We start from the raw sequence: 21,953 nt of genomic DNA, 5'->3' as shown, positions 1-21,953 counted from the left end.
TCGTCCCCCTCCCGTAGCGCGCAGCGTGTAGAGAAAGGAGGAGAGGCGGCGGGGCCGCCCCGGCAAAGCCGCTCAGGGGGTGGAATACAGTTCCACGCCCAGATTCAGCATCAGGCGATTGGCCCAGCCAAACAGTGCGGCCGAGTGCAGCATGTCCAGAATTTCCAGATCGGTCAGACCTGCATCACGCAACGGTTGCAACTGCTGCGGGCCAAAGCTGCCCGGCGCACGCGTCAGTGTCAGCGAAGCCTGGATGATGGCGCGCTCGCGGGCATTGGTGCCGGCAGTGTCGGGCTCGTCAAACAGCTGGGCCATCACATCGTTGCGCTTGGCCAGCTGCTCGAAGCGCTGAGCGTGCACCGAAGCGCAGTACACGCAGCCATTGGAGCGAGAGACGGCAGTGGCTGCCACTTCACGCTCGGCGCGGGACAGGCCGCCGGGCGCATACATGATGGCGTTGAAGGCCTGGGAGCGCTCCAGCAGCACCTGGGGCTGGCGGGCCAGCAGCAGGTAGAAGTCCATGCTCTTGGCCTTGGGGTGGCTGACTTCCAGCACATGCTGCTGCTCGGGCGTGGCGGTGTCGGGGTCCAGCACCTGCAGCCAGGCCTTCCAGTCCAGGGTCTCGCTGGTGAAGCCGTTGCGGCGCAGTGGCTCACCGGGCGGCGGCAGGTTGGCGGGGTGGACAAAGGGCGCTGCATCGGCAGGCTGGGTGGCAGGCGCTTCGGTGACGCCGCCCAGCTCGCCCATGGCCTTCACACCCGCCAGCAGGCGGGCCTGGTAGGCCACAAAGCCGATCAGCTGGGCCAGCAGCACGGTGTCGTTGAGTGACAGGCCGGCGGCCGGAATGGCCAGCAGCGCGGCCTGATCGCTCTGGGCCGGGTTCAGGGCCAGCGTGCGCACAAAGTGCAGCATGGCATCGAGGCGCGCATTGCCGGTCTGGGTGCCGGGCTGATCGAGGATGGCGCGCAGCTCGGGCGTGATGGCGTCGCCCAGGGCCTCGGCGCGGCTGCGGTATTCGGCTTGCAGCACGCTCACGCCGCTGACGCGGGTCTGCTCGGTAGCCAGCACCAGGCGCTCGGCCTGGGTCAGATCGCTGTCCAGCTGATTGCCCAGCAGCAGGTCTTCGCAGGCCTGGGTGGCCAGAGCGACCTTTTCGCGCTCGTGGCGGGTGGTGAATGTGGGGCTGCCTTGCTCGAGGCCGGCCAGTCGGTCTATGGTGTCTGTCATGCGAAGTCTCGTGATTTAGGGTTGCAGCTGCCGGATGCGCGCAGCGCTGTCGGCTGCGGTCCATTCCGTGCCGTCCAGTTCGGGTTCGGCATAGGCCTTGAGCTTGTCGAAGTGCTGCTCGATATCGTTCAGATAGAACAGCGAGGCCAGACCTTGCGCCAGTTTGCGCGCTCCGTCGCTGATGGCGGGAATATCGCCCGACACCGTGCCGTGCGAGAGTGCTGCGGGGTAGCAGAAGCAGTGAATCCGATCGAGACCGGGTAGCTCGCCCTGGAACTCGAACAGCGGCCCCAGATCGGGCGATGCCGACAGCTCGGCATCCTCATCGCCGGACTCGGGCGTGAAGCGGCTGTTCCACAGCTTCACATGCGGCGCGATGTCGGCAAACTCGGGACGCAGGCTCCAGTCAATGGCAAAGCCCGTGGAGACGATGAGAAAGTCCAGCACGAACACGCCGGCCGAGGTCTGCACCTGCAGCTTGTCGCCCGCTTTCTCCACAGCCTGCACCGCGCAGCCCAGGTTGAAGAAGGCATTGTCATGGCGCGAGACGCGCAGCGTGCTGCCGTGTGGCGGCGGCACCTGCTGGGCGTTGATGTAGTGGCGGATACGCCATTTCCACGCATCGGGCAGCAGATACTGGCCGTGGGTCAGACCGGGCACGCCCGAGCCCTTGGACTTGTTGATCAGCGGCAGCTGCTGGCGGCGGATCAGCATGTCTACGCTGGCCGCGCCGTTTTCGAGAGCCGTCGCGGCGCTGTCCATGGCCGAGGCGCCGGCGCCGACCACGCCCACATGCTTGCCGGCCAGCGTGGCGTAGTCCATGGCGTCGGAGGAATGGGCCCAGAATTTCCTGTCCACGCCCCGCATGAAGGCGGGAACCGTTGCGCCGCCCAGGCCGTCGCGGCCCGTGGCCAGCACCAGGCGGCGGGTCTGCCAGGTCGCGATCACGCCATTGGCCTTGACGTCGACTTCCACCACGCCATCGGCCTGCGGGCGCACGGCAACGACTTCATGGCCGTTGCGCACATCGGCGTTGGTCACGCGGCGGTACCAGCGCAGATAGTCCATCCACTGCAGGCGCGGGATCTTGTCCAGCGCCGTCCAGGCATCCAGACCGAACTGGGCGATGAACCAGGCGCGAAAGGACAGAGCTGCAACCCCCATGGCAGGGCCGGTCAGCTCCTTGGGCGAGCGCAAGGTTTCCATGCGCGCAGTGGTGGCCCAGGGGCCTTCGAAGTCCAGTGCGGACCTGTCCAGCAGCACGGGCTTGATGCCGACCTGCTGCAGCGCCATGCTGAGCGCGAGACCGGCCTGGCCGGCGCCGATGACGAGCACGTCATGCACCGGCAGCCCCTTGCGCGTGGAGGGGGGAATCCAGGCCTTGGCAGGCCAGCCCAGAGTGACGAAGTCGTCACGCAGGCGTTCTTCCAGCGTTGCCAGCCCCGATGTGGCGGCTGTCGTAGAAGGTGAAATTGACATAGCTAAAACCCAAAAGCGCCTGAGGCTTGAGCCGCAGACGCATCAAACAAACACCGATAACTTAACACTGCTTGAACTCGAAGCAGGACCAAGTGAGAGACATCGAGGAAGGGCCGCCCCGCACCGAGGGTGTCGTTCCTCTCCCTTGGCGCGCAGCGCGTAGAGAGAGGGGGAAGCGGCAGGGCCGCTCAGGGGGTGTTAGTCAATACTTATCTTGGCATCCTTGACCACCTTGGCCCATTTGATGCGATCTTCATGCACGGTCTTCTTGAACTGCTCGGGTGTCTCTTCGCGGATGGTGTTGCCCTGGGAGACAAAGCGCTCGCGCACCTCGGGCTGCTTGAGCACGTCGTTGACCGCCAGGTTGAGCTTCTTGATGATGACCGGGTCCGTGCCCTTGGGCGCGAAGATGCCGAACCAGATGGAGCTGTTGAAGCCCTTGGTGCCCGGCAGGCCGCTGGCGGCAATGGTGGGCACTTCCTTGACGGCTTCCACGGGCTTGGCCGTGGTCACGCCCAGCAGGCGCACCTTGCCGGCCTTGTAGTGGCTCAGCACGGTCTGCACCTGGTTCATGATGCAGCAGGTCTCGCCGCGCAGCACCGAGGTGATGGCTTCGGGGCCGCCCTTGTAGGGCACATGCACCATGTCCAGGCCCAGACGCGAGTTGAACTCGGCGAACGCCATATGGGTGCCTGCGCCATTGCCGGTGGAGGCGTAGTTGTACTTGCCGGGATGGGCCTTGACCTCGTCGACGAACTCCTTGAGGTTCTTGACGTTGATCACATTGGGATTGATGGTCAGCACATTGGCCACGTCCACCAGCGGTGCCACGGGCACAAAGTCGGCCTCCACGTCGAACGGCAGCTTCTTGTACAGCGCGGCATTGCTGCCATGGGTGGCGGCGGTGCCGAAGTAGATGGTGTAGCCATCGGGCTTGGCGCGGGCTACAAACTCGCTGCCGATATTGCCGGCGGCGCCGCTCTTGTAGTCAATGATCACGGGCTGGCCCAGGATCTTGCCCAGCGGCTCCTGCGCCACGCGGCCGATCACATCCACACCCGAGCCGGCGTTGAAGCCCATGATCATGGTGATGGGCTGATGCGGATAGCTGGCGGCACCGGGATCGGCGGCCTGGCTGGCCAGAGGAAACAGGGCGGCGGCCGCCGTTGTGGCAACAAGACCGGAGATGAAACGGGGCAGCAAACGCATGATGGGACTTGTCCAGAAGAACCTTGAATGCTGTGAATTGTGTCCGTAATTTAATGATTTGCTTCTATATGCTTATGCAGCATTAAGCTTGTGGGGTTAATGCAAAAAAGCCCAGATCTCTTGCGAGACATGGGCTGAAATCCGCTGGAAAGTGATGACTCGGAGGGCCAGCGGAGGGAGCGATCAAGGCTTAAAGCGTCAATAGGCGCTTAGCGGCGATAGGGGTTGTGGGGGTTGCGGTCATGGCGGTTGGGCACGCCGTCACCATCCCTGTCCCAGCGGCTGGCGCGGTAGTCCCAGCGGTTGCCGTGCTGCACCCAGGCGGGCTGGCGGTACACATAGCCGGGGCGGTTCTGCACCCAGTGGCCGGCGCGCCAGACATGGCGGTGGCCGCGCGGCTCCCAGTAACCAGGAGCCCAGACATAGCCACGACGCGGAGCGGGCACGGCTTCATAGCGGACGGGGGGCGGTGCGTTGAACTGTACGTTCACATAGGCGCCCTGGCTGGCACCCGCCCAGTAAGCGTTTTGGGCCTGTGCACTACCGACAAAGCCCAGCAGGGCGAGTGCGCCTGCGGCAGCGACGGTTTGGATGGTGTTGCGGATTGTCAGCATATACGCCTCCTTCATGGGTAGCGGGCTGTCTGTGGGTCCAGGCATCCCTTGGGCTCCATGTTGGATGGCCAGCGTCAACCGTGGGTTGCCGCTGTGCGAAGTCTTGCAATCTTGTGTGTCTGTTTGGTGAAGAATGTATGAAACAGGCGGCTGATGCAGATGCAGCAAGCGCATTTAGCTACATATTTGGGAGTGGCCGTCTACCGGCGCAAGGCCGCAAAGGCGGGCAGCTCCCATTTGCGCATGCCCAGCACCAGGGTGTAGCCCTCGATCTTGTTGGGCCCCAGTCGCTGGTCCTGCAGATGCTGCTGCGAAAAGTCCTGACCGATGCGCTGGATGCGCTCCACGAAGCTGGGGGCCAGGCTGGGGGCGATGGAGCCATGCACCAGCAGCATGGTCTCGTCCTCGCCGGCAAAAGTGCCGCCGAAGTAGTCCAGCACGGCGTTCTCGCGGAAGAAGTCCATCACCGGGCCGTTGGTCTGCCAGCGGAAGGTCTTGGCCAGGCGCAGCTTGTAGCGGTTGCCGGGACGCAGCTCGATGATGCCGATGCGGTCCAGCTGTGCCAGATAGCCGATGCCCTCGGGCTCGCTGATGCGGTAGGTGGCGACGATCTGCTCCAGCGTCCACTGGCTGAGCACGCAGATGGCCGTGAGCAGCAGCTTGCGGTCGGCAACCACGGCAATCTCCTGCTCGCGCGTGATCTGCTGCAGCAGCGGCCGGCTATCGGCCACATTGCGCGCCAGATCGGCAAAGTCCAGGTGCAGGGCGCGGCAGATTTCGTCAATGCGCGACAGCGGCATGTCGCCCTTGGCCAGCATGCGCTTGACGCTGGATTCGGCCATGCCTATGGACTGGGCCAGGTCGGCATAGGTCATCTGCGCGGCCTTGAGTTCTTTCTTGATGGCGGTGACGAGATCGGCGGTCGTGCTCATGGTATCGGTTGGTAGTACTGGCAGTGCAGCGATATGGCGCAAGTTTAGAAGATTGATGCCGCTGCTTCGGCGGATTTCCATACTGCGCGGCATTCACACAAGGAAGCGCCATGCAACTGCATACCTCATCGATCACGACCGTGGAAATGACGAGCCCCGAGACCTCGGGCACGCTGGAGCAGCGCTTTGCCTTGTTCGGGGGTATGGCCTTGCTGTTCACGCTGGCGCTGCTGATGCCCGGCATGGCCCAGCCCGAGCACTATCACGCCTTTGCCAACCAGCGCGGCTGGCTGGGTGTGCCGAATGCCGCCGATGTGTTGAGCAATCTGGGGTTTGTGCTGGCGGGATTGGCGGGCTGGGTCGCGCTGGGGCGTGCCGACTATCAAAAGCTCAACGGCACGGCGCGTGCCCTGTGCGCTCTGTTCTTCACGGGCCTGCTGTGCTCGAGCGCGGGGTCTGCGTACTATCACTGGGCACCGCAGGATTCGAGTCTGGTCTGGGACCGGCTGGGCATGAGCCTGGCTTTCGCCGGCTTGCTGGGCCTGGCGGTGCAGACGCGCATTGACGACATCAGCGCCCGCATCACTGCCGGGGTATTGCTGGTGGCGGCGCCCGTCAGCGTGGCGGTCTGGGCGCAGACCAGCAATGTGCTGCCCTGGGTGCTGGTGCAGGGGGGCGGCATGTTGACTCTCCTGTGGCTGGCCTTTGTGGCGCCGCGTCGTCATGCGCTGCCCGTGGAGCTGGGCTGGGTGATCGGTCTGTACTTCGTGGCCAAGCTGCTGGAGCTGTCGGACGGCGATGTGTTCGATGTGACCGCGTACGCAATCTCCGGCCACAGCCTCAAGCACTTGGTGGCCGCCGCAGCCGCGTGGCCTGTGCTGCGTGCCTTGCTGCAGTGGCGCGAGTCGTAATATTCATAGCGGCTGGCGCATGTTCAACAAGCGTCAGCCGCATAAAACCTACAAAAAAATCCGGGCAAGTTGGCACAATGCCAGCAGCGCCACAGGGAGAGATCCATGAATTCCACGCCGACCGTGCATACGGCCGCCGCTGCACAGCAGCATGCCCACCCCAACCAGTTTGCCCTGCTGGGCCAGCGCCGCTTTGCGCCGTTTTTCTGGACGCAGTTTGCCGGTGCAGGCAATGACAATCTCTTCAAGTTCGCCTTCACGGTGATGGTCACCTATCAGCTCAGCGTCTCGTGGCTGCCGCCTTCCATGGCGGGCCTGGTGATCGGTGCGCTGTTCACCCTGCCTTATCTGCTGTTTTCGGCCACTTCGGGCCAACTGACCGACAAATGGGACAAGACTCGCATGTTCCGCCTGGTCAAGAACCTCGAGATCGCCATCATGCTGATCGCGGCCTGGGGTTTCATTCAGGCCAATGTGCCAGTGCTGCTGCTGTGCGTGTTCCTCATGGGGCTGCACTCCACGCTGTTCGGCCCCGTCAAGTTCGCCTATCTGCCACAGGTGCTCAATGACCGCGAACTCACGGGCGGCAACGGCATGGTGGAGATGGGCACTTTTGTCGCCATCCTGCTGGGTCAGGTCGCAGGCGGTCTTTTGATTGCCGTGCCCGAGGTCGGTCATATGCAGGTGGCCATGGCCTGCGTGGCCGTTGCGGTCGTGGGCCGCATCTGCGCACAGTTCATTCCCCATGCGCCGGCGACCGACCCGGGCCTGGTGATCAACTGGAACCCGTTTACCGAAACCTGGCGCAACCTCCAGCTGGCACGCCAGCAGCCCGTGGTGTTCCGCTCGTTGCTGGGCATCAGCTGGATGTGGTTCTTCGGCGCGGTGTTCCTCTCGCAGTTTCCCAGCTTTGCCAAGGAGGTGCTGCATGGCGACGAGCATGTGGCATCGCTGCTGCTGGTGATCTTCTCGGTGGGCATAGGCATTGGCTCGCTGCTGTGTGAAGTGTTCAGCCGTCGCCAGGTGGAGATCGGCCTGGTGCCGCTGGGCGCGATTGGCATGAGCGTGTTTGCGATTGATCTGTTCTTTGCCACGCGCGCGCTGCCGCCCTCAGAGCTGATGGGCGTGAGTGCCTTTTTTGGAGAGGCCAAACACTGGCGCGTGATGCTGGACCTGGGTCTGCTTGCGCTGTCGGCCGGCATCTACAGCGTGCCCATGTATGCGCTGATCCAGATGCGCAGCCAGCCCACGCACCGTGCGCGCATCATCGCGGCCAACAATATCCTGAACGCGCTGTTCATGATCGCCTCGGCCGTGCTGGCCGGCGCCCTGCTGGCCGCAGGTTGCAGCATTCCCCAGGTGTTTCTGATCACCGGCATCGCCAACGCCATCGTGGCGCTCTATGTGTTCCTGCTGGTGCCCGAATATCTGCTGCGGTTTGTCGCCTGGGTCATCACCCACTTTGTCTACCGCTTCAAGGTGCGTGGCGACGAGCATATTCCGCGCGATGGCGCGGCCGTTCTGGTCTGCAACCATGTGAGCTTTGTCGATGCCATCTTGCTCATGGCGGCCAGCCCGCGCCCCATCCACTTCGTGATGGATCACCGCATCTTTCAGACACCGGTGCTGGGCTGGTTGTTCAAGCTGGCCAAGGCGATTCCGATTGCATCCCACAAGGATGACCCAGCCACCTATGAGGCCGCGTTCGCGCGTGCCGCCGAGGTGCTGCGCGAGGGTGATCTGCTGGCCATCTTCCCCGAGGGCGGCATCACCTCTGACGGCCAGCTGCAGCCGTTCAAGGGCGGCATCATGAAGATTCTCGATCACGCGCGAGACGACGGCCTGCAGGTTTCCGTCATTCCCATGGCGCTGACCAATCTCTGGGGCTCCTACTTCAGCCGCATCGAGTTGCGCGGCGGCAGGAATGTGGCCATGGTCAAACCGCTGCGCCGCGGCCTGTTCAACCGTGTGGGGCTGGAAGTGGGCGAGCCCGTGGCGGCTGCCGCGGTCACTCCGGCCCTGCTGCAGCAGAACGTGGCGGAATTGCTCCGGCGTTAAGGCTGGATGATCAGGGCGCGAGCCGGATATCACCCATGTAGGCCAGTCCTTCGCCATGGGTGTTGTCCGAGTCCGCCGAGACAGTGACACCGATGATGGTGGGCATGGCCTGGGACTCGTCGCCAAAGGCGTGCAGATAGTCGGACGTCAGATTGCGCTGTTCCGTTACCCACTGGCCTTTGTGCGTGCTGCCGCTTTGCAGCACGATATAGCGCATGCGATGCGTGAACGCGTTGTGCATGACCGTGCCTGTGGGTTGCTTGTTGTCCCAGACATAGCACAGCGTCTCGGCTGGAATATCCTCTCCGGTGCTGATTCTGCCCAGACGCAGCTTTGCCCGTTCGCCAAAGCTCAGCTGCGATTTGTCAAAGTCGAAGGACATGCAGAGCTTGAGCGCCGCATCGTCACCGGCTCTGGTTTTGATATCGGCCTTGTCGATCAGCTGATCCACGCGCCAGCGCCACTGCAGTTGCAGATCGGGCGTGGCAGCCTGGTGCAGCGTGTGAACCATATTGCCGTAGGCGTCCTGTGTGCTCACGCGCAGCACATGCCCGCCATCCTGGTCCACCACATTGAATGCCGTCGGGTTCTTGTTGGGCAGGGTGGCAAAGTGCCAGGGCCCTCCAAGAGGGCCAGGCGGCATCTGCGAAAAAGCGGGAATGCTGCTGCCCTGCGCCAGTGCAGAGACAGCTAGCGTGGACATGGCCGTGGCGAGCGCTGCAGCAAGCCGGCTTTGTCGGCGTGAAGGTTTGTGCAGGGCGAAGGTCTGAGAGTGAAGCCGCATGGATTGCCTGATGATTTTTGAAAGTTGTGGGCGCGGGAGTGGGGCAAGATGTGCAAGCTGCAATTGGTTTGCGCGCTGGCAACGGGCGGGAAGTATCGCTTTGCGATACTGCGAGACCTGCCGCTTGCTGATTTTGACAAAACACAGGGCCAAAGTTTCGGGCGCATGGATGATTCGTTCGTCGCCGCATGGAAACAGCGGTTCATTTCAACAACCACCGGGAGCCATTTGTGATCAACGCCCTGACCTTTATCCGTCCTCTTCGCAATAGCCTGTGCGCCCTGGGCGCGGCCTTTGCCTTGCTGGGCGGCAGCGCAGTCCACGCCCAGAGCGAAGCCTCTCTGGTGCTGTCGGCCCTGCCTGTGGCATCGGTGGTTGCAGCGGTATCGGGTGGTGCTTCGGAGGAAGTTGTGGCAATACCCCTGTTTCTGTCGGCCGCTGGTGCATCCGTGATCGTTGAGGCTGTGGAGAGCAGTGCCACAGGCGTGACCTATGTGCTCAAGAATGTGGCTGACGGCACTTCGGCCGTGGTCAAGGTCTCTGGCCAGGCTGCGGGTGCCCTGTCGGTCGGTGTGGGCACGGTGGTGCAGACCAGCGCGACGGCGGCCGGTGTGATCCTGTCCACGGCAGGCAAGGTGCTGGCCTTCATCCCCAACGAAATCGGCAAGGCGCTGATGCACAACGAGCGTCTGTAATTCAAGAAGCTGGAGGCTCGCATGATCAAGGAATCGTCAAACGTTGTACAAGCCATGGCGCCCGCTCAACGCACCGGCATGCCCATTCCCGGCCCTGTGGTGCTGGCGCTGGGCGCCGCGCTGATTGCCTGGGCAGGCTCGGCAGAGGCTGGCCGCAGCTGTGAAGACCGTCCGCTGACCGCCGATGTCATGGTCAAGGGGCTGAATCTGGCCGCGCGCACCGCCAAGGCACTGGATGCCGAGTTTCAGAAGAACGGCACCCAGGTCGTGCTGCTGGCTCGGCAAGGACAGGACTTGAGCAAATACGATCTCAAGTACTCGCACTATGGCTGGGCCTACAGAACACCTGCCGGCCCCTGGCGCGTGGCGCACAAGCTCAACGAGTGCGGCACCGCATCCGGCCATATCTACCGCCAGGGCCTGGGCGAGTTCTTTCTTGACGATATGTGGCGCTACGAAGCCGCCATTCAGATCCCGACACCGGCGGTGCAGCAGGCCCTGCTCAAGTTCCTGAGTGCTCCCACGGTGCTGCGCCTGCAAAACGAGCCCTACAGCATGGTCAGCTATGTCTGGAGCAGCAAATACCAGCAGTCGAACCAATGGGCGACCGAGACGCTGGCCGCTGCCATGGAGCCTGCGGCGATTCAGAACCGTGCACAGGCTCAGGCCTGGCTGCAGTCCAGGGGCTATGAACCCAGCGCGCTCATCATTCGGGCGTTCTCGCGACTGGGCGGACGCATGACGGCCGCCAATATCGCGTTTGACGATCATCCGAATGAAAAGCGCTTTGCCAGCCGCATAGAGACGGTGACGGTGGACTCCGTGACCCAGTGGTTGCAGCGCACGCAACTGGCATCGGCCGTGCGTACCGTGCAGTGAGTTTGAGCCCTGTTAGCTTCAAGGCCTTGCTGAGTATGCGCATGGCGCTACGTTTTTGGAGTAATTGAAAATGAGCAAGTCTCTGCGTTTGCCCGAGAAATGGTTTCGCCGTGGCCTCTGGCTGGTGGCGCTGGTGTTTGCCTTCTTCCTGATAGGCCTGGGCGGGCTGGTGGTGGGCAATCTGCCGCAGCCCGATCGCTCGCTGGAGATCGAGTCCTTTATTCCTGAGGCCGATGTACAGCGTGTGCGGGCCGAAATCGACCAGGCCCAGAAGACAGCCGGCGTGACCCAGAAGGCGCTGGACAGGGCACAGCTCAAGTTCGACGCTGAGCGTGCGCGCTACCAGTCGGCGCGCGACACCTTTGACAACTGGGTGGCGACCCGCCGTGCGACGGAGCGCCCTGAGCAGGATGCAGAACTGGTCGCACGCAGCAAGGCGCTGGATGCGCTCAAGCAGGCCGAGGACATGGCCCGCCAGGAGCGCGAGAAGGAAGCACAGACCCATCTGGAGGCCAATCAGGCCGTCTCCAACGCCGAGGCCGAGATGAGCAGTCTGCGCGAGCAGGCCTATCCCCAATATGAAGCCGCCATGCGAGCCAGTGAACTGCGCGTGTTTCTGTTCCGTCTGGCCATTACCCTGCCTTTGCTGGTGGTGGCGGGCTGGCTTTTCGCGAGGAAGCGCAAGAGTACCTGGTGGCCTTTTGTCTGGGGCTTCATCTTTTTTGCGCTGTTTGCCTTCTTTGTCGAGCTGGTGCCTTATCTGCCTGACTACGGCGGCTATGTGCGCTACATCGTGGGCATCGTGGTGACGGTGCTGCTGGGCCGCTATGCCATTCTTGCGCTCAACCGCTATCTGGAAAAACAGAAGCTGCAGGAGTCTCTGCCCGAAGAGCGGCGCCGTGAAGAGCTGAGCTATGACGTGGCGCTGGAGCGGCTGTCCAAGAATGTGTGCCCGGGCTGCGAGCGCCCCGTGGATCTCAAGAACACCGAGATCGACTTCTGTCCCCATTGCGGTATCGGCCTGTTCGACCATTGCGGAAGCTGCGACACCCGCAAGAGCGCGTTCTCACGCTTTTGTCATAGCTGTGGCACTGCGGCCGGCAAGATGCTGCCGCGTCCCGATGCGGCGGTGGCAGCCTCGCCCGCCTCCGGGTCCGGCGAGCCCGGATGACCGTGGGCCGGGCGACCGGCTTGTCGGGGGCGGCAGTGGCGTGTCGCGCTCAGCGAAGCTGCGCTGCGACGCGATCGCGCCCGGCGGCCTTGGCCTCATACAAAGCCTGGTCTGCCTGCTGCAGAAGCAGGTCCAGGCTTTGATGCGCTTGCAGGCTGGCAGTATGAGCCAGACCTATGCTGACGGTGGCGCTCATCGTCTTGTCATTCATGGGCACGCGCAGCTCCCGGATGGAGCGGTTGATGCGCTTGGCGATCTCCTGCGCAGCGGTTGCATCCACCTTGGGTAGAGCCACGGCGAATTCCTCGCCTCCCATGCGACCTACGATGTCCTGAGCGCGCAGCACCTGGCTCAGGGTCTGGCTGAAGCTGCGCAGCAATTGGTCGCCTCCCGCATGGCCGAAGCTGTCGTTGATCTGTTTGAAATGGTCGAGATCCAGCATCAGAATGGCGAAGGGCTGGCCATCCTGGCGGCAACGCTCCAGTATTCTTTGTCCCTGCTTCATGAAGGCGCCGCGTGCCAGCATATCGGTCAGAAAGTCGTGGTTGACGGCATGACTGAGCTTTTGCATCAGCTCGTTGCGCGCCATATGCGATCCTGCCACCGCAAGTGGGCCCAGCACCAGCATGCATAGCCCCACGCGAAATGACAAAGCCTCCAGAAAATGTGCGGGTGTGAATTCAAGCGTGCCCAGCGAAATGAAAATGATGCTGCTCAGGCAAAGTGTTGCCGTGATCAGCGTCAGACTGAAGATGCGATAGCTCAGCGCGCACCATATGAGAGCCGGCAGCGAGAACGCCAGCGAGCCGGGACCTTTGATCCAGTAGCTGATGGCTTCCAGCGCAATGACAGACAGCAAAGGCAGGATGCGGCGCAAGGGGGAGGACTCGCCCAGATGCCCAGCTGGCTGCTTGCGTGTCGGCCAGGCCAGGACAATGGGCAAAAACATCATGTAGTTCAGCCATTCGCTGCTCAGCCACATGGAAAAGGCCTGCCAGTGCGGCGTCCCGAAAACGGCGCTCAGCACCGGCGCTCCCAGCAGCGCTGCCGTCAGTGCGCCCAGGCCGCTGCCCACAAACAGCAGCAGGGCGGAGGACTGGCGTTGCATGAACAAAGTGGCATGGCGCTGTCTGTGCATCAGCGCCCAGGCCGCGCCCACACCGGCCATATTGGCGATGCTCAGCAGGATTGCCACATCGAGCCGGCTGCCTGTGAGCAGATCAGCTGCGATATAGGCGACCGAAACCGCCAGCACCGAGCTCGGGCGAAGCCAGTCAGGGCGGTGCAGCAAAAGGCCCAGCAGCAGTGCGTTTGCAGGCCAGATCGCCGAGAGAAATCCCATGGGGCGCCCCAGTATGCCCAGCAAGGCGGCCAGAAACACCAGGCTCCCAAGCCCGAGCGCCGCTGCCCATGTCCTGGGGGCAGCGGTCTGCAGCATCGGCGTTGGCTTGGGTGCGGAGGCGTCGGTCATGGGGGAGGGGCCGAGAGCGTTTCGTGGAACTTTCTTCAGTGGCTCTTTGCGAATTCGATATCAATCGCCAAAAATGCCTGTTGTTGCCGTCAGATGTTGTGGTTTTAACAAAAACATACAGAAAAATGATTGCCGAAGCGGTTTTGAGGCGGGCAATTGACGATGTTTTTCATTTGACGGACTACAGGCAAGCCGGATATCAACCGCCGAATGAAAAAAGCCAGAGACTCGCTCTGGCTTTTTGGTGGTTCTGCTGCGGCAGACGATGGGTGGCTCAAACCCCGCGTGCGCGGTCGGCCTTGAATTGGGCGCGGAACTGGGCAAAAGTGCCTGCGTCCAGTGCGTTGCGGATTTCCTGCATCAGGTTCAGGTAATAGTGCAGGTTGTGGATGGTGGTCAGCATGGGGCCCAGCATTTCGCCGCAGCGGTCCAGGTGGTGCAGATAGGCTCGGCTGAAGCCTTCTCGGCCGCCATCGTCCCAGCTCACGCCGCTCTTGCCCGCGCAGGCATGGCAGGTGCAGGTGGTGTCTATGGGCTGGTGATCCACCTTGTGGCGGGCGTTGCGGATCTTCAGATCGCCGTAGCGCGTAAAGATGGTGCCGTTGCGAGCATTGCGGGTAGGCATCACGCAGTCAAACATGTCCACGCCGTCGGCCACGCCTTGCACCAGGTCTTCGGGCGTACCCACGCCCATCAGGTAACGCGGCTTGTTGGCGGGCAGCAGATGCGGCGTGTGAGCCATGATCTCCAGCATCTCGTCCTTGGGCTCCCCCACGGAGACGCCGCCTACGGCATAGCCGGGGAAATCGATTTCCAGCAGACCCTGCAGCGATTCCTCGCGCAGATTGGTATACATGCCACCTTGCACGATGCCGAACAAGGCATTGGGGTTGTCCAGGCGCTGGAACTCCTCCTTGGAGCGCTTGGCCCAGCGACGGCTCATCTCCATGGACTTGCGCGCTTCGGCTTCGGTGGTCTTCTTGCCGTTGGTTTCGTAGGGCGTGCACTCGTCGAGCTGCATGACGATGTCCGAATTCAGAATCGTCTGGATCTGCATGCTGACCTCGGGCGACATGAACAGCTTGTCGCCGTTCACGGGGCTCTGGAAATGCACGCCTTCCTCGGTGATCTTGCGCATGGCACCCAGCGACCAGACCTGGAAACCGCCCGAGTCGGTCAGTATGGGCTTGTCCCACTTCTCGAAGTCGTGCAGACCGCCAAAGGACTTCATGATGTCCAGGCCAGGACGCATCCACAGATGGAAGGTGTTGCCCAGGATGATCTGCGCGCCCATTTCTTCGAGGCTACGCGGCATCACGCCCTTGACGGTGCCATAGGTGCCCACGGGCATGAAGATGGGGGTCTGGACCTTGCCGTGGTTAAGCGTCAAGGTGCCACGGCGCGCGTGGCTGTTCGGGTCGGTCTTGAGAAGGTCAAACTGCAGCATAGCCCGCTATTTTCCCAGATGCCCGCAAGCACTGCTGCAATAGCCGGTGCTTGCCCCAGATTCGCAACCCGTCTTTGCAGCCAGGGCCTACACTGGTGCGCAAGACGAACAGGAGGTTGCCATGCTCAAGATCATGATTGCGGTGGATGGATCGGATGTCGCACTTGAGGCCGTACGCCACGGCATCAAGCTTTTGCAGAGCGGACTGGATGCTCACTTTGTGATAGCTCATGTGCAGAAGGAGGCCACGCTGCTGGAGCTTGCAACCACAGATTCAGACCTGATTGCCAACGCCAGCATCGAAGCCGGCATGGATCTGGTTGCGCCTGCACAGGATCTTCTCAAGGAGGCCGGGGCCTCCTATGAAGTGGAGATCAGCCTGGGCGAAGAGGCCAATACCCTGATTGATATTGCCGAGAGCAATGAGTGCGATCAGATCATCATCGGTGCGACGGGCCAGAGCGGCCTGGGCAGCATCCTGATCGGCTCGGTCTCTCGCGAGGTGGCCAGACACAGCCGGCTGCCGGTGACGATTGTGAAAATGCCCGAAGTGGCCGAGGCGGATGACAGTTCCGCTGAAGAGGCTGAATCCTGATTTGATGGCGCTATGCGCTTGATCAATAAGAGCTGGCGGAAATTTGAGTGGAAATCAGGCAGCCTGGCGCTGCTGGCCTGACTCACGTCTTTGCCAGCTGCTGCGGCTGCCTGCACGATGGGCTGCAAATTTGCCATGCGGCATGTTTGCCAGACGCGTCAGCATCCAGCGGCAGTAGCCTTGCACGCTCAGGCATTTGTTGATTTCTTCTTCGGGCAGCGGGCCGGAGACCACGACCAGCCGGTTCGCGCCTTCCCAGTCTCCTGCCATGCGCAGACGGCGCTGCGCGCCCATGGCCCAGGAGTGGATGCGGGTGGGGTGACCATGCTGGTGCACGCGGCCTGTGATTCGATCAAACGCGATGGCGACCAGCTCGGTCTTGAGGCGATAGGGGCGCTCTCCCGTGATGGCGTTGGGTGCATCACGCATGTCGTAGAGATAGTAGAACCCGGACTTGAGCCGATATCGCAGATGCAGTAAATCCATGAACCATGCCCCCCAAGCCTGTGTCACGCAGGACTGCGTGCAGGGCATTCTCCATGAAATTGTCACAAAACGGTGTTTTTTCAGGCTCAGGCACTTTCTGGAGAGCTCAGCACCTGTTTGAGCTTGCCCAGTTGTTCGTACAAATCGCTGGCGTTTTTGCTGCCCAGTGGAGTCAGCAACTGCTCAAGCCATAGCTCATGCGCAGCTGCCATGGCCTTGAACTGCTTTTTGCCCGTACGGGTCAGGCGCACGATCATGGAGCGGCGGTCTTCCTCGTCAGCCACGCGTTCCACCCAGCCTTCGGCCACCAGTTGATCGGTCAGTCCGGTCACATTGCCGCCGGTCACCATCAGATATTCCGACAGGGTCTTCATGCGCAGACCCTTGGGAAAGCGGCTGAGCTGTGCCAGGTAGTCAAAACGAGGCAGGGTCGTGCCGAACTCTGTGCGTAGCTGGCTGCGAATGACCTGCTCGATCTGTGTGCTGCAGGTCAGAAGGCGCAGCCACAGGCGCACGGCCTGATGGTCGGAGTGGGACAGGCCAGCCTCGCGTCCCGGGGCTTCGGGCATGTCGATGGAAAAATCCGGATTGTGTTGGGCCATGGTTGGCATGGTGCGCAAACTAGCGTGCTTTGGGTTCAGGGTTTGGCCGGATTTTAGTGAAAATTTCATGCATTAATAATTTAGATATAAAGTAATTTTTTTGAAAAGCCAGGAACGGATCACAGTCATGAAAATTGTCTGCATAGGCGGTGGCCCCGCCGGCTTGTACTTTGCTTTGCTGATGAAGCAGATGAGCCCTGCACATGAGGTGACGGTGGTGGAGCGCAACAAGCCCTACGACACCTTTGGCTGGGGTGTCGTTTTCTCCGATGCCACTATGGACAATATGCGCGACTGGGACCCGGTGACGGCCGTGCAGATCGAGCAGGCTTTCAACCATTGGGACGATATCGAGTTGCTGTTCAAAGGGCGCAAGATTCGCTCCGGAGGACATGGCTTTGTGGGGATTGGTCGCAAGCATCTGCTCAATATCCTGCAAGCGCGTTGCGAACAGCTGGGTGTGAACCTGGTGTTCGAGACCGATGTGCAAAGCGACGAGGACTATCCGGATGCCGACCTGGTGATTGCCTGCGATGGCGTGAACTCGCGCATTCGCAGCAAATACGCCGACATCTTCAAGCCCGATATCGTCACCCGCCCCAATCGCTATATCTGGCTGGGAACGAACAAGGTCTACGAGGCATTCACCTTTGATTTCGTGCGCACGCCGCATGGCTGGTTTCAGGCGCATATCTACAAGTTCGACGACAAGACCTCAACCTTCATCGTGGAGACCACGGAGGAATGCTGGAAAGCCAGCGGTCTCGACACCGCCGATCAGGAGCAGTCCATTGCCTTCTGTGAAAAGCTGTTCGCGGACAATCTGCAGGGCGAGAAACTGATGACCAATGCCCGCCATCTGCGCGGCTCGGCCTGGATCAACTTTCAGCGCGTGGTCTGCGACCAGTGGTGGTTGAAAAACCGCAAGGGCAGCCATGTGGTGCTGATGGGCGATGCCGTGCATACGGCACATTTCGCCATTGGCTCAGGAACCAAGCTGGCGATCGAGGATGCGATCGAGCTGGCACGCCAGTTCAAGCAGCGGGGTGATGCGGCTGCGCATATTCCCGAGGTGTTGGCGGCCTATCAGGAAGCGCGTCGTGTCGAGACGCTGCGCATTCAGAACGCGGCCTGGAATGCGATGGAGTGGTTCGAGGTCTGCGGCCAGCGCTATTGCGACCAACTGGAGCCCGAGCAGTTCATGTACTCCATGCTCACGCGCAGTCAGCGCATCAGCCATGAGAACCTGCGCATGCGTGATGCGCAGTGGCTTGGCGGCTATGAGAAATGGCTGGCCGAGAGAAACGGCGTCGCGGTCGATGCCAATGCGCCGCCGCCCATGTTCCTGCCCTATACCCTGCGCGGCCTCACGCTGAAGAACCGTATCGTGGTCTCACCCATGGCGCAGTACTCTGCGGTTGATGGCGTGCCTGGTGAGTTTCACCTCGTTCATCTGGGTGCGCGTGCGCTCGGTGGTGCCGGTCTGGTGTTTGCCGAGATGGCCTGTGTCAGCCCCGAGGGGCGCATCACGCCCGGCTGCCCGGGTACTTATAGTGCTGAGCAAAAGCAGGCCTGGAAACGCATCAGCGACTGGATTCACGCCAACACCGATGCCAAGTTCGCCATGCAGATCGGCCATGCGGGTGCAAAGGCCTCGACGCGGCTGGCCTGGGAAGGTACGGATCTGCCGCTGGAGCAGGGCAACTGGCCCATCATGGCAGCGTCTGAGCAGCAATATCTGCAGGGAGTGAGCCAGATCTCCAGGGTCATGACACGCGCCGACATGGATGAGGTGCTGCAGCAGTTTGTGCACGCTGCGCAAATGGCGGCCGACATCGGCGTGGACTGGCTGGAGCTGCACTGTGCGCACGGCTATCTGCTGTCGGGCTTTATCTCGCCGCTGACCAATCAGCGCAGCGATGAATACGGCGGCAGCCTGGAAAACCGTCTGCGCTTCCCGCTGGAAGTGTTCAAGGCCATGCGCGCCGTTTGGCCTCAGGACAAGCCCATGTCCGTGCGCATCTCGGCTCATGACTGGGTGCCGGGTGGCATCACGCCCGAAAATGCGGTACAGATTGCCAAGGCCTTCAAGGCCGCAGGTGCCGATCTGATCGACTGCTCATCGGGGCAGGTCAGCAAGCTCGAAAAGCCGGTGTTTGGTCGCATGTATCAAACCCCGTTTGCAGACCGCATTCGCCAGGAGGCCGATATTGCGACCATGGCCGTGGGCGCGATCAGCGAGGCCGACCATGCCAACAGCATCATTGCTGCAGGACGTGCCGACCTCTGTGCCGTGGCACGCCCGCATCTGGCCAACCCGGCCTGGACGCTGACCGAGGCCGCCAAGATTGGCTACACGCCTATCGTCTGGCCCAAGCAATACTTCCAGGGCAAGCGCCAGATGGAGGCCCTGTTCGAGCGCGAGAAAGCGCAGCAAGCCGGGGCCAAATGAAACACCCCCTGATTCGCGTCGCGTTTTCCCTCTCGGTCAACGCATGCAGACGCAGCCCGCGCTGCGGGGAGCCACGGGCTGGAGTGCACCAGTTCTGTGGGCCAGTGGTCTGGAGAATTCAATGACAGGCGATCTCAACCATCAACATGCGCTGGTGACGGGCGCGGGCCAGGGCATTGGCGAGGCGATTGCGCTCCAACTGCTGGAGCAGGGCGCTCGCGTCACGGTGCTGGGACGTCGCGCCGAGCCGCTGCAGAAACTGGTGGAAGAGCACCCCGGTCAATGCCAGATGGTGCTGGCCGATGTGTCCGATGAAAAACAGGTGGCAACAGCGTTTGCGAAGGCGGCAGCCGTGCAAGGTGACATCAGCATTCTGGTCAATAACGCCGGCCAGGCCAGCAGCGCGCCCTTCATGAAGATGGATGCCGCGCATTGGCAGCAGATGCTGGCGGTCAACCTGACCGGCACCATGCACTGCATTCAGCAAGTGCTGCCGGCCATGTCCGCTTCGGGCTGGGGACGCATCGTCAATGTGGCCAGCACGGCTGGTTTGGTGGGCTACGCCTATGTCGCGGCCTATGTAGCGGCCAAGCATGGCGTGGTGGGCCTGACACGAGCCCTGGCGCTGGAGTACGCCAAGACCGGGATCACCGTCAACGCCGTCTGCCCCGGCTATACCGAAACCGAGATTGTCAAAACCAGCATTGACCGAGTCGTTGCCAAGACCGGCCGCACACCAGAGCAGGCAATGGCTGAGTTCGTCAAATCCAACCCCCAAGGCCGCCTGGTACAGCCGCACGAGGTGGCGGACGCCGTGCTGTGGCTATGTGGGCGAGGTGCATCAAGTATTACCGGGCAAGCCATAGCCGTCGCTGGTGGCGAAGTCATGTGAACCGGATTATTGGAGACAGACATGAGCGAATATGCAATCGATCCAGCGCTGCAAGCTGGCAATCACAAGCTGCTGGCGGGCTATAAGGCCACGCATTTCCAGTGGCAGGTGACAGATGGTGTGGCCACCATCACCCTCAATCGCCCTGAGCGCAAGAATCCGCTGACGTTTGATTCCTATGCCGAGCTGCGTGACCTGTTTCACCAGCTCAAGTGGGCTCAGGATGTGAAGGCAGTGGTGATGGTCGGCGCCGGCGGCAACTTCTGCTCGGGTGGCGATGTGCATGAAATCATCGGGCCGCTGGTCGCGCTCAAGGCCCCGGAGCTTTTGATGTTCACCCGCATGACGGGCGAGCTGGTCAAGACCATGCGTGCCTGCCCTCAGCCGATCATCGCGGCAATCGATGGCGTATGTGCGGGTGCTGGGGCCATCATGGCCATGGCCTCGGACATGCGCCTGGGCACCGCGCGCAGCAAGACTGCGTTCCTGTTCAACCGCGTGGGGCTGGCGGGCTGCGACATGGGGGCCTGCGCCATGCTGCCTCGCATCATCGGTCAGGGGCGTGCGAGCGAGCTGCTCTATACGGGACGCAGCCTGGGCGGTGAGGAGGGCGAACGCTGGGGCTTCTTCAACCGTCTGTGCGAACCTGAGAGCGTGCTGGCCGAGGCGCAGAAGCTGGCTGGCGATCTGGCTGCCGGTCCCAGCTTTGCCAACGGCATTACCAAGACCATGCTGCACCAGGAATGGGCCATGACGATTGAGCAGGCGATTGAGGCCGAAGCGCAGGCCCAGGCACTGTGCATGCTGACCGAGGATTTCTCGCGTGCCTATCACGCGTTTGTCGCCAAGCAAAAACCGGTCTTTCAAGGAAACTGACATGGCAGACACCAGCTATCTGAAGTGGCCTTTTTTCGAGCCCCATCACGCACGCCTTGCGCAGTCGCTGGATGCCTGGGCGAGGCAGAGCATTGCGCATGCGCATGGCCCCGATGTGGATGCCGAATGCCGCAAACTGGTCAAGGCCCTGGGCGAGGCAGGCTGGCTGCGGCATGCGGTTGCTGGGACGGCCTATGGCGGTGCGGGGGAGCAGATCGACACAAGAGCCATCTGCCTGATCCGGGAGACTCTGGCGCGCCACAGCGGACTGGCCGACTTTGCGTTTGCCATGCAGGGTCTGGGCTCGGGGGCGATTTCTCTGGCGGGCAGCGATGAGCAGAAAACACGCTATCTGAGCCTGGTGGCCAGGGGCGAGGCAATCTCAGCTTTTGCGCTGTCCGAGCCCGACGCCGGCTCGGACGTGGCGGCCATGGCCTGCGAGGCCAGACTCGAAGGTGATCACTATGTGATCAACGGCGAGAAGACCTGGATCTCCAACGGCGGCATTGCCGACTTCTATGTCGTTTTTGTGCGCACCGGCGAGGCTCCGGGATCCCGTGGCCTGTCGGCGCTGATTGTGGATGCCGACACACCGGGCTTCGAAGTGGCCGAGCGCATCGACGTCATCGCACCCCACCCGCTGGCGCGTTTGAAGTTCTCGAACTGTCGCGTGCCTGCCGCCCAGCGCGTGGGCGAGGCCGGCGAGGGATTCAAGGTGGCGATGCGCACGCTCGATGTGTTCCGCACCTCGGTGGCCGCCGCATCGCTGGGCTTTGCGCGTCGAGCCATGGATGAGGCCTTGCAGCGCGCGACCAGCCGCAAGATGTTCGGCGGCGTGCTGGCTGATTTTCAGCTCACTCAGGCCAAGCTTGCGCAGATGGCCACGCAGATCGACAGCGCGGCGCTGCTGACCTATCGCGCAGCCTGGTTGCGCGACCAGGGCGAGAACGTTACACGGGAAGCCGCCATGGCCAAGATGACGGCGACCGAAAACGCCCAGCAGGTGATCGATGCCGCCGTGCAGATCTGGGGCGGCCTGGGCGTGGTCAGCGAGCAACCCGTGGAGCGCCTTTACCGGGAGATTCGCGCCTTGCGGATCTACGAAGGCGCGACCGAGGTGCAGCAGCTCATCATCGGGCGTGACCTCATCAAAAACCATGGCTGAAAGCGCTC

General features: G+C 62.1%; 21 protein-coding genes. 11 read left to right on the top strand and 10 right to left on the bottom strand.

Features of this window, described 5'->3' with window-relative positions; genetic code table 11:
- Positions 1-72 precede the first annotated feature (72 nt).
- From CTATCC11996_RS25120 to CTATCC11996_RS16135, 5 genes are all read right to left on the bottom strand, one after another.
- A complete protein-coding gene (locus CTATCC11996_RS25120; protein ID WP_003078082.1) occupies positions 73-1,227 on the bottom strand; it encodes a CMD domain-containing protein in 1,155 nt (384 codons plus the stop codon).
- A 15-nt stretch (positions 1,228-1,242) separates the two neighbouring features.
- Positions 1,243-2,706, bottom strand: a complete 1,464-nt coding sequence (locus CTATCC11996_RS16150) for an NAD(P)-binding domain-containing protein (RefSeq protein ID WP_003078080.1) — start codon at positions 2,704-2,706, stop codon at positions 1,243-1,245.
- A gap of 198 nt (positions 2,707-2,904) precedes the next feature.
- Positions 2,905-3,915, bottom strand: a complete 1,011-nt coding sequence (locus CTATCC11996_RS16145) for a Bug family tripartite tricarboxylate transporter substrate binding protein (RefSeq protein ID WP_003078079.1) — start codon at positions 3,913-3,915, stop codon at positions 2,905-2,907.
- 209 nt (positions 3,916-4,124) lie between these two features.
- On the bottom strand, positions 4,125-4,529 hold the full coding sequence (locus CTATCC11996_RS16140) for a YXWGXW repeat-containing protein (RefSeq protein ID WP_003078076.1): 405 nt from the start codon (positions 4,527-4,529) through the stop codon (positions 4,125-4,127).
- A 200-nt stretch (positions 4,530-4,729) separates the two neighbouring features.
- A complete protein-coding gene (locus CTATCC11996_RS16135; RefSeq protein WP_003078074.1) occupies positions 4,730-5,461 on the bottom strand; it encodes a helix-turn-helix domain-containing protein in 732 nt (243 codons plus the stop codon).
- A 110-nt stretch (positions 5,462-5,571) separates the two neighbouring features.
- Here CTATCC11996_RS16135 and CTATCC11996_RS16130 point away from each other — a divergent pair, with 110 nt between their 5' ends.
- Together CTATCC11996_RS16130 and CTATCC11996_RS16125 are read left to right on the top strand one after the other, a co-directional pair.
- The gene (locus CTATCC11996_RS16130; protein ID WP_003078072.1) at positions 5,572-6,372 is read left to right on the top strand and encodes a hypothetical protein; all 801 of its coding nucleotides are present in this window, start codon (positions 5,572-5,574) and stop codon (positions 6,370-6,372) included.
- Positions 6,373-6,477: 105 nt separating this feature from the next.
- On the top strand, positions 6,478-8,430 hold the full coding sequence (locus tag CTATCC11996_RS16125; protein WP_003078070.1) for an MFS transporter: 1,953 nt from the start codon (positions 6,478-6,480) through the stop codon (positions 8,428-8,430).
- A 10-nt stretch (positions 8,431-8,440) separates the two neighbouring features.
- On the opposite strand, the gene CTATCC11996_RS16120 is transcribed toward CTATCC11996_RS16125, so the two are convergent.
- Positions 8,441-9,133: a DUF3047 domain-containing protein gene (locus tag CTATCC11996_RS16120; RefSeq protein WP_003078068.1), complete on the bottom strand. Its 693-nt coding sequence runs from the start codon at positions 9,131-9,133 to the stop codon at positions 8,441-8,443.
- A 129-nt stretch (positions 9,134-9,262) separates the two neighbouring features.
- Between CTATCC11996_RS16120 and CTATCC11996_RS25830 the strand changes: the two genes are divergently transcribed.
- From CTATCC11996_RS25830 to CTATCC11996_RS16100, 4 genes are all read left to right on the top strand, one after another.
- The gene (locus CTATCC11996_RS25830) at positions 9,263-9,448 is read left to right on the top strand and encodes a hypothetical protein (protein ID WP_034349423.1); all 186 of its coding nucleotides are present in this window, start codon (positions 9,263-9,265) and stop codon (positions 9,446-9,448) included.
- Entirely contained in the window at positions 9,403-9,909 is a 507-nt protein-coding gene (locus CTATCC11996_RS16110) for a hypothetical protein (protein WP_003078067.1), read from the top strand. Before CTATCC11996_RS25830 ends, CTATCC11996_RS16110 begins: the two co-directional genes overlap by 46 nt.
- A gap of 21 nt (positions 9,910-9,930) precedes the next feature.
- On the top strand, positions 9,931-10,788 hold the full coding sequence (locus CTATCC11996_RS16105) for a DUF2145 domain-containing protein (RefSeq protein ID WP_003078065.1): 858 nt from the start codon (positions 9,931-9,933) through the stop codon (positions 10,786-10,788).
- A 70-nt stretch (positions 10,789-10,858) separates the two neighbouring features.
- Positions 10,859-11,959, top strand: a complete 1,101-nt coding sequence (locus CTATCC11996_RS16100) for a hypothetical protein (RefSeq protein ID WP_003078062.1) — start codon at positions 10,859-10,861, stop codon at positions 11,957-11,959.
- 49 nt (positions 11,960-12,008) lie between these two features.
- On the opposite strand, the gene CTATCC11996_RS16095 is transcribed toward CTATCC11996_RS16100, so the two are convergent.
- Positions 12,009-13,430 carry a GGDEF domain-containing protein gene (locus CTATCC11996_RS16095; protein ID WP_034349418.1) on the bottom strand — a complete coding sequence of 474 codons (1,422 nt, stop codon included), beginning with the start codon at positions 13,428-13,430 and terminating at the stop codon, positions 12,009-12,011.
- Between the two features lie 274 nt (positions 13,431-13,704).
- Positions 13,705-14,877 carry a tRNA guanosine(34) transglycosylase Tgt gene (gene tgt, locus CTATCC11996_RS16090; protein ID WP_003078058.1) on the bottom strand — a complete coding sequence of 391 codons (1,173 nt, stop codon included), beginning with the start codon at positions 14,875-14,877 and terminating at the stop codon, positions 13,705-13,707.
- Positions 14,878-14,998: 121 nt separating this feature from the next.
- Between tgt and CTATCC11996_RS16085 the strand changes: the two genes are divergently transcribed.
- Positions 14,999-15,472, top strand: a complete 474-nt coding sequence (locus CTATCC11996_RS16085; RefSeq protein ID WP_003078056.1) for a universal stress protein — start codon at positions 14,999-15,001, stop codon at positions 15,470-15,472.
- Between the two features lie 54 nt (positions 15,473-15,526).
- Here CTATCC11996_RS16085 and CTATCC11996_RS16080 read toward each other — a convergent pair whose 3' ends face one another.
- Both CTATCC11996_RS16080 and CTATCC11996_RS16075 read right to left on the bottom strand, forming a co-directional pair.
- Complete coding sequence (locus CTATCC11996_RS16080; protein WP_003078055.1) at positions 15,527-16,006, bottom strand: hypothetical protein; 480 nt, start codon at positions 16,004-16,006, stop codon at positions 15,527-15,529.
- A gap of 38 nt (positions 16,007-16,044) precedes the next feature.
- Positions 16,045-16,569 (bottom strand): MarR family winged helix-turn-helix transcriptional regulator, encoded by a 525-nt coding sequence (locus tag CTATCC11996_RS16075; RefSeq protein ID WP_370511085.1) that lies wholly within the window; start codon positions 16,567-16,569, stop codon positions 16,045-16,047.
- 118 nt (positions 16,570-16,687) lie between these two features.
- On the opposite strand from CTATCC11996_RS16075, the gene CTATCC11996_RS16070 reads away from it, so the two are divergent.
- The 4 genes from CTATCC11996_RS16070 to CTATCC11996_RS16055 all read left to right on the top strand — a co-directional run bounded on the left by CTATCC11996_RS16070 (position 16,688) and on the right by CTATCC11996_RS16055 (position 21,945).
- The gene (locus CTATCC11996_RS16070; RefSeq protein WP_003078051.1) at positions 16,688-19,012 is read left to right on the top strand and encodes a bifunctional salicylyl-CoA 5-hydroxylase/oxidoreductase; all 2,325 of its coding nucleotides are present in this window, start codon (positions 16,688-16,690) and stop codon (positions 19,010-19,012) included.
- Between the two features lie 121 nt (positions 19,013-19,133).
- Positions 19,134-19,904, top strand: coding sequence for an SDR family NAD(P)-dependent oxidoreductase (locus tag CTATCC11996_RS16065; protein ID WP_003078050.1), 771 nt, complete (start codon positions 19,134-19,136; stop codon positions 19,902-19,904).
- A 21-nt stretch (positions 19,905-19,925) separates the two neighbouring features.
- The gene (locus tag CTATCC11996_RS16060) at positions 19,926-20,780 is read left to right on the top strand and encodes an enoyl-CoA hydratase family protein (protein ID WP_003078048.1); all 855 of its coding nucleotides are present in this window, start codon (positions 19,926-19,928) and stop codon (positions 20,778-20,780) included.
- Between the two features lies 1 nt (position 20,781).
- The gene (locus CTATCC11996_RS16055) at positions 20,782-21,945 is read left to right on the top strand and encodes an acyl-CoA dehydrogenase family protein (RefSeq protein ID WP_003078047.1); all 1,164 of its coding nucleotides are present in this window, start codon (positions 20,782-20,784) and stop codon (positions 21,943-21,945) included.
- The last annotated feature ends 8 nt before the right edge of the window (positions 21,946-21,953 follow it).

Source organism: Comamonas testosteroni ATCC 11996, assembly GCF_000241525.1.
GTDB classification, from domain to species: Bacteria; Pseudomonadota; Gammaproteobacteria; order Burkholderiales; family Burkholderiaceae_C; genus Comamonas; species Comamonas testosteroni.
The sequence above is the reverse complement of the archived record's forward strand: the minus strand, read 5'-3'. Positions and strand labels throughout refer to the sequence as shown.

Coding starts and splice junctions, on each gene's coding strand:
- CTATCC11996_RS25120 (WP_003078082.1), bottom strand. CDS start 1,227: ATGACAGACACCATAGACCGACTGGCCGGCCTCGAGCAAGGCAGCCCC.
- CTATCC11996_RS16150 (WP_003078080.1), bottom strand. CDS start 2,706: ATGTCAATTTCACCTTCTACGACAGCCGCCACATCGGGGCTGGCAACG.
- CTATCC11996_RS16145 (WP_003078079.1), bottom strand. CDS start 3,915: ATGCGTTTGCTGCCCCGTTTCATCTCCGGTCTTGTTGCCACAACGGCG.
- CTATCC11996_RS16140 (WP_003078076.1), bottom strand. CDS start 4,529: ATGCTGACAATCCGCAACACCATCCAAACCGTCGCTGCCGCAGGCGCA.
- CTATCC11996_RS16135 (WP_003078074.1), bottom strand. CDS start 5,461: ATGAGCACGACCGCCGATCTCGTCACCGCCATCAAGAAAGAACTCAAG.
- CTATCC11996_RS16130 (WP_003078072.1), top strand. CDS start 5,572: ATGCAACTGCATACCTCATCGATCACGACCGTGGAAATGACGAGCCCC.
- CTATCC11996_RS16125 (WP_003078070.1), top strand. CDS start 6,478: ATGAATTCCACGCCGACCGTGCATACGGCCGCCGCTGCACAGCAGCAT.
- CTATCC11996_RS16120 (WP_003078068.1), bottom strand. CDS start 9,133: ATGTCCACGCTAGCTGTCTCTGCACTGGCGCAGGGCAGCAGCATTCCC.
- CTATCC11996_RS25830 (WP_034349423.1), top strand. CDS start 9,263: ATGTGCAAGCTGCAATTGGTTTGCGCGCTGGCAACGGGCGGGAAGTAT.
- CTATCC11996_RS16110 (WP_003078067.1), top strand. CDS start 9,403: ATGGAAACAGCGGTTCATTTCAACAACCACCGGGAGCCATTTGTGATC.
- CTATCC11996_RS16105 (WP_003078065.1), top strand. CDS start 9,931: ATGATCAAGGAATCGTCAAACGTTGTACAAGCCATGGCGCCCGCTCAA.
- CTATCC11996_RS16100 (WP_003078062.1), top strand. CDS start 10,859: ATGAGCAAGTCTCTGCGTTTGCCCGAGAAATGGTTTCGCCGTGGCCTC.
- CTATCC11996_RS16095 (WP_034349418.1), bottom strand. CDS start 13,430: ATGACCGACGCCTCCGCACCCAAGCCAACGCCGATGCTGCAGACCGCT.
- tgt (WP_003078058.1), bottom strand. CDS start 14,877: ATGCTGCAGTTTGACCTTCTCAAGACCGACCCGAACAGCCACGCGCGC.
- CTATCC11996_RS16085 (WP_003078056.1), top strand. CDS start 14,999: ATGCTCAAGATCATGATTGCGGTGGATGGATCGGATGTCGCACTTGAG.
- CTATCC11996_RS16080 (WP_003078055.1), bottom strand. CDS start 16,006: ATGCCCTGCACGCAGTCCTGCGTGACACAGGCTTGGGGGGCATGGTTC.
- CTATCC11996_RS16075 (WP_370511085.1), bottom strand. CDS start 16,569: ATGCCAACCATGGCCCAACACAATCCGGATTTTTCCATCGACATGCCC.
- CTATCC11996_RS16070 (WP_003078051.1), top strand. CDS start 16,688: ATGAAAATTGTCTGCATAGGCGGTGGCCCCGCCGGCTTGTACTTTGCT.
- CTATCC11996_RS16065 (WP_003078050.1), top strand. CDS start 19,134: ATGACAGGCGATCTCAACCATCAACATGCGCTGGTGACGGGCGCGGGC.
- CTATCC11996_RS16060 (WP_003078048.1), top strand. CDS start 19,926: ATGAGCGAATATGCAATCGATCCAGCGCTGCAAGCTGGCAATCACAAG.
- CTATCC11996_RS16055 (WP_003078047.1), top strand. CDS start 20,782: ATGGCAGACACCAGCTATCTGAAGTGGCCTTTTTTCGAGCCCCATCAC.